3 protein-coding genes are annotated in these 5,388 nt (G+C 55.0%); 2 read left to right on the forward strand and 1 reads right to left on the reverse strand.

Annotated elements, in window-relative coordinates; translation table 11 throughout:
• Nucleotides 1–250 precede the first annotated feature (250 nt).
• Nucleotides 251–1,312 (reverse strand): LacI family DNA-binding transcriptional regulator, encoded by a 1,062-nt coding sequence (locus AC3Y2E_RS34440; protein ID WP_379217938.1) that lies wholly within the window; start codon nucleotides 1,310–1,312, stop codon nucleotides 251–253.
• 325 nt (nucleotides 1,313–1,637) lie between these two features.
• On the opposite strand from AC3Y2E_RS34440, the gene AC3Y2E_RS34445 reads away from it, so the two are divergent.
• Both AC3Y2E_RS34445 and AC3Y2E_RS34450 read left to right on the forward strand, forming a co-directional pair.
• Nucleotides 1,638–2,825: an ABC transporter substrate-binding protein gene (locus tag AC3Y2E_RS34445; RefSeq protein ID WP_379217940.1), complete on the forward strand. Its 1,188-nt coding sequence runs from the start codon at nucleotides 1,638–1,640 to the stop codon at nucleotides 2,823–2,825.
• 112 nt (nucleotides 2,826–2,937) lie between these two features.
• Nucleotides 2,938–5,169, forward strand: coding sequence for a right-handed parallel beta-helix repeat-containing protein (locus tag AC3Y2E_RS34450; protein WP_379217943.1), 2,232 nt, complete (start codon nucleotides 2,938–2,940; stop codon nucleotides 5,167–5,169).
• Nucleotides 5,170–5,388: the final 219 nt, after the last annotated feature.

Genomic DNA, 5,388 nt, shown 5'->3' on the forward strand with positions numbered 1-5,388 from the left:
TAACACGCCTACCATCTTACAATAGGAGATTTTCTTTGTTTTGGCCATGAAAACAAAACATAAATTAACAAAATTAGTAAATACAAGATAGTTCTTTTTTTATGTTAGTTTCTTTGCAACGCTAGTGGTACAAATCGCTTCTATCCCGCAAAATCCGGACAAAAGCTGTCGATTAAGAGCTGCAAACCACTCTTATTTTTATTCCATCGTAAAAGCACCGCTTTTCATTCCATCGCTAAGCACAGCCAACCTACTCCGCAGTCCCCGCCCGTTCCCCGAAACTCGCCGTTGTACTGCCGATCTTCAATTCCCCTTGGATGCGAATATGCTCGTAAGGCAGCGACGGATTGGCGATCCGCCAAAGCATCCGGTCGGCGGCCCGGTAACCGGTCTCGCGAATGGCCAGCAGAGGCATCGTGAAGGGCGGCAGCGAATCCGGCTGCTGATTCAGCAGGCCGATGATCGACAGATCCTCGGGAATGCGCAATCCCAGCTGCTCGGAGCAGAGACGGTACACTTCAGGCACTTCACCTTCGATTCCACACAGAATGGCGGTCGGGGCATACCGGGCGAGTTTCTCGGACAGCTCTCCCTTCCACAAAGCCTGACTCGTTCGCACACGGATCGAATGGGCGTCCGGATCGACACGGGCGCCGAATTCGTTCATGGCGTGAAGAAACGCTTGCCAGCGCAAAATATATCCCCTTTGTTGAGTCGTATCTCCCACATACATAATGTTGGTATGGCCGATCGAACGTAAATAGGCGACAGCCTGATAGGTCGCTTCGTAGATGTCCCAGATGACGCTGTCCACCCGGGTTCCGAGCGGGGGGAAGTTGAGCAGTATTTTCGGAACCGGCAGGCGAAGCAGTTTCGGCTCCCACTCCCTCGGCATGATGCTGGGGGCGATGAACAAGCCGTCGGTATAGGCGAGACCGCGCTGCTCCAACCAGCCGTCCATCTCTTTTTCCTTGACGGAGGAAGGCAGCAGCAGCACCTCGATATGATGGCCGAACGAAGCGAAGCGCTCGTAAAGCCCTTCCAGCAGCAGCTTGTAGTAGCTGACGGATTGTGTCGTTTGTACGAGGAAAAATCGTTTCCTCTCCAGCGGATACGGGAGGATATGTTCGGCTTTCAAGCTGCGAATCTGCTCTTTGGTGAAATAGCCGAGCCGTTCCGCCGTCTGAACGATCAGGTGACGGGTCTGCTCGGACATGCCCGGTTTTCCTTTCAAAGCTTTGGAGACGGTGTTGACGGTCAGTCCGAGCTCATTGGCAATCGTGCGAAGCGTAACCGACTTAATAATAGGCATGCAAGCACCTCGTCAACGGAAATTGGAATACCCTCATCGTAACATCGAACAGACCCGAAAGAAAGGGCTTACAGCAATTCGCGAAGCCGCGCCATAACCGCCTTTTTGCTCCCACTAAAATGGAACTGGAAGCGCTCCGGAAGACGCTTATAATGAGTATCAGATGAACGATCAACCGTGTCTCCGCACCATATAGGAAGCAGAGGAGGGGCAAGGCATGACGATAAAATGGGGAAAACCCGCCGTGTGCTTGTTAGTATCAGCCACGATTGTAAGCGGTTGCGGAGGAAATGGGGACGGAGGAAAGGGAGAACAAGGAGGACAGGTGCAGCCAAGCGGAGGGGAAGCGCTTAAGCCGGTGACGCTGACCTTGTACAATGCGCAGCCCGGGGCGGTAGACTTTGAGAAGATGGGCATTCTGGAAGCGGTCAAGAAGAAGTTCCCTCACATTACGCTTCAATTGTTCAAAAGAGAGAAAGGCATTGAATACACGGACTGGATCACCGCCCAAACCGCAGTCGACATCATTTACGACTCGACAGCCTTTACGGTCAGCTCGATCAAGCAGAATGGTCTGCACGTCGACTTGCAGGAGCAGATCAAGCTGCATAACTTCAAGCTGGATACGTTCGAGCCGAACGTGCTGGCTCACGCCATGTCGACCAACAGCGAAGGGAAGCTGTACGGTCTTCCGTTTACGATGAACCGGTACGGACTCTTCTACAACAAAAACTTGTTCGACCGTTTCGGGGCGGCTTATCCGAAGGACGGGTTGACCTGGGACGAAGTGTACGATTTGGCAAAAAGGCTGACGCGGACCGATGCCGGCACGACCTACTACGGATTTACCGCCGTGCCGAACAACATCATGCTGAACAATCAGCTGTCGCTCAGCCCGCTGGACCCGAAGGAAGACAAGGCGGCGATGAATACGGACGGTTGGAAGCTGCTGCTGAACAATTTGCGCCGGTTCGGCGAAATCCCGAACAACAAATTCGTCCCCGTCACCGAATCGGTCAAAGGCACGGTGGCGATGGTGCTCGATTCGGGCGCGATCAGCCAAGCGGGCCCCGATCTCGATTGGGATGTGGCGTCGGTGCCGGAGCTGCCGCAAAAGCCGAAGACCGGGTTCAAGCCGGCCTCGCTCTCCTTGTTCCTGTCGTCGACGTCGCAGCATAAGGACGAGGCGTTTCGGGTGATGGCTTTCCTGGTGTCGTCCGAATTTCAGGCCAAGCTGACGAGGCAGGCGGTCGGAACGCCACTCGCCGATCCGGAGGTCCGCAAAGCGTTCGGCCAAGATTTGCCGCAATGGAAAGGCAAAAACGTACAGGCGCTGTACTACTATCCCGATGCGCCGGCATTCCCGCCGCGGGCTGAGCAGTTGACGAACGTAGGCGTCAATTTCACCAAGCTGTTGGAAAGTCCTGACGACACGAACACGATCTTGCGGAGCTTCGACGAAGAGATCAATAAAGCGATTCAGGCCGAGAAGGCGAAGTTGCAGGCTAAATAGGTAAGTGGAGCGGTTAACCGGTTGGCCTGGGATGCACGGACGGCAGTTGTTTGCAGGAAGAGACAGAGATTCAGTCCGGCTGTACGTGTGAGTACATGAAGGAGGGATTTGGATGTCTAATGAAAAGATGGGACAGCGCGCGGAAATTAGCCAGGTGCAAGACCGGCCGGAGGAACCGGGTGTCCAGGTAAGCCGCAGAAAGCTGCTGACGGCGATCGGGATGGCGGGAGCGGCGATAGCCGCGGGCAGTATGCTTCCTGGACCCTCGGCGGCATTCGGCAAGGGCGAACAGTCGGTCGGCGGTTCCGTCTATGACGGGCCGGACGGCAGAAGCATATGGCCCGAGCTTAGAACGGCGGGTTTGGTCGTTACGGCTACGGTTGCCGAGCTTCGGGCCCATACTCGTCCCGATTCGAGACTCCTTTATTTCGTACGGGATGAAGGGCAAGAGGGACATTTCGCCTATGACCCGGCGGACACGACTTCGGCAGACAATACAGGGACGATACTCGCAGCCGCATCCGGTGCCCGGTTCAAGCGATTGATGGCTGACGATTCCGTCGATGTCCGGTGGTTCGGGGCGAAGGGAGACGGAACGACCGACGATACGGCGGCGATTCGCCTCGCGATCGGCTATGTATCCGCCGCTTTTCCGCAAGGGGGCATACTCTACTTCCCGAATGGAAAATACAGAGTGACAGAGGGGTTCTCGCTTGCGGGACAGAAAGTCAGCTTTCTGGGAGCCCAAGCGGAGATTTTCCTGGACAATACGTCCGACACCGTTACAGTGCTTTCGTTTCTGGGCTGCTCCGACTTTTTCGTGGAAAGTCTGAAAATATCCAGCTCGAAAACAACCAAGCTGCATTCCAAGCAAGCCTTCGGGATTTATCTCAAAGATTCGGGCAAATTCAGGCTGTCGAAGCTGGACATCTCTTACCGGACGGATGCGATACATATCCATTTTTGCGATAACTTCACGTTGGAGGGCAACGATGTTTACTTCCTGGGCGAAGAAGGGATCAGGATCGGCGGAAGCCGGAACTGGCGGGTCGCGAACAACAGAATCCACCATCATAACGGCGACGGTATCCTGCTGAAGCATGCCGGCAACCCGGAAGGCATGTATAACGGGGAAATTATAGGCAACTTCCTGTACGACGGCGTAAATACGTTCGGACTTGCCTCTACGATTGGCGGCGGCGTCACTTCGAATGAGGAAGTGTCGGGAACGGCCGAGCGCAACATCCACAATCTGGTCATAAGCGGCAATACGTTCAAAAATTTGCGTTACGGGATCGGCCTCTCCAGCATTACGAACTTTACGATATCCGGCAATACGATCCAACATGTCAAAATGGCCGGGATTCGTATGGACAACTCCACGGTTAACAATCCTTCGCGCAACCCGGGAGGCGAAAGCTCGATCACGGGGAATACGGTCGAGGACGTAACAGCGGGTGAGGGCATTCAGTTTATGACGAATCAGGCAGTCGTGGACAAAGTGTCGATAACGGGCAACCACGTCAGCCGGGTTATGCATGCGGTTTCCCACTACCCGGGCATAGCGGCGTCGAATGCGTCCGTCTCCGGCAATATGGTGAGCGAGTGCAAGGTGCTCCTGCAGGCGAGTAACTGCACGATCTCCGGCAACCGTTTTCAGCAGGGCGGCTTTCCCGCTTCCGAGCTGGCTTCCAATGCGATTAAGCTATTCGAAACGTTCGTATTTACCGGCAATACGTTCGAAGATGTGAGCGGCCATATCGGAATTGGCAAAGGGGCAGGCATGATGACCGGCAATTCGTTCAAAACGGGCTCCAGCTTATGCGCGATTCTTTTCCGGAACGACCCGATGGGCAACGTCTATATGCTGAACAACAGCTACGATTGCCCCAATATCGGGGAAAAGATTGCTTACGAACCGGCCGTGACGCCGAAAGGCAAAGGGAAACTAAGCGGCGACTTTACACTCGGCAGCGCCATTCAGCGTTACGATACCGCCGTTCCCGCAGCCGGCGCCTATTCGCCGATGTCCGTTATATGGAATAAAGACGTGGGAAGAGGCAAGCCGCTCGGTTACGTCTGCATCGAGGGAGGCGAACCGGGTACGTGGGCTCCGTTCGGCTATATCGGTGCAGTCAAGAACGGAACGGCTACTATAAACGCGAACACCGATTCTGTCTACATTGAACACAATCTGGGAGTCGTCCCATCGTACGTTTCTCCAACTCCTCTCGGTAATACGGGACATATCTGGGTAACGGACATGACGGCTACGCATTTTACGGTGCGCTGCTCCCTGGTTCCGACGGCGGATACCGCCCTTTTATGGGAGGCGAGAGCATAGCGCCGGCAGGAACGCGTCAGGCTCTGACTCCGGTCCGCCTTCAGAAAGCAGGACAAGGGTTGCCTCTAAGTCTGCATAAGACCTAGGGGCAACCCTTTGTGCGCTTGGCAGCGCAATCGACTAAGGAGTGAAAGTCTCCAGCACGCCGCGAGGTGGCGGAAGTGCATAGCTGACGCATAGTGCTCAGTCCGTGAGGATGGGTGCGGAGGTAGCGAAGGC

Source organism: Paenibacillus sp. MAH-35 (genome assembly GCF_058135425.1).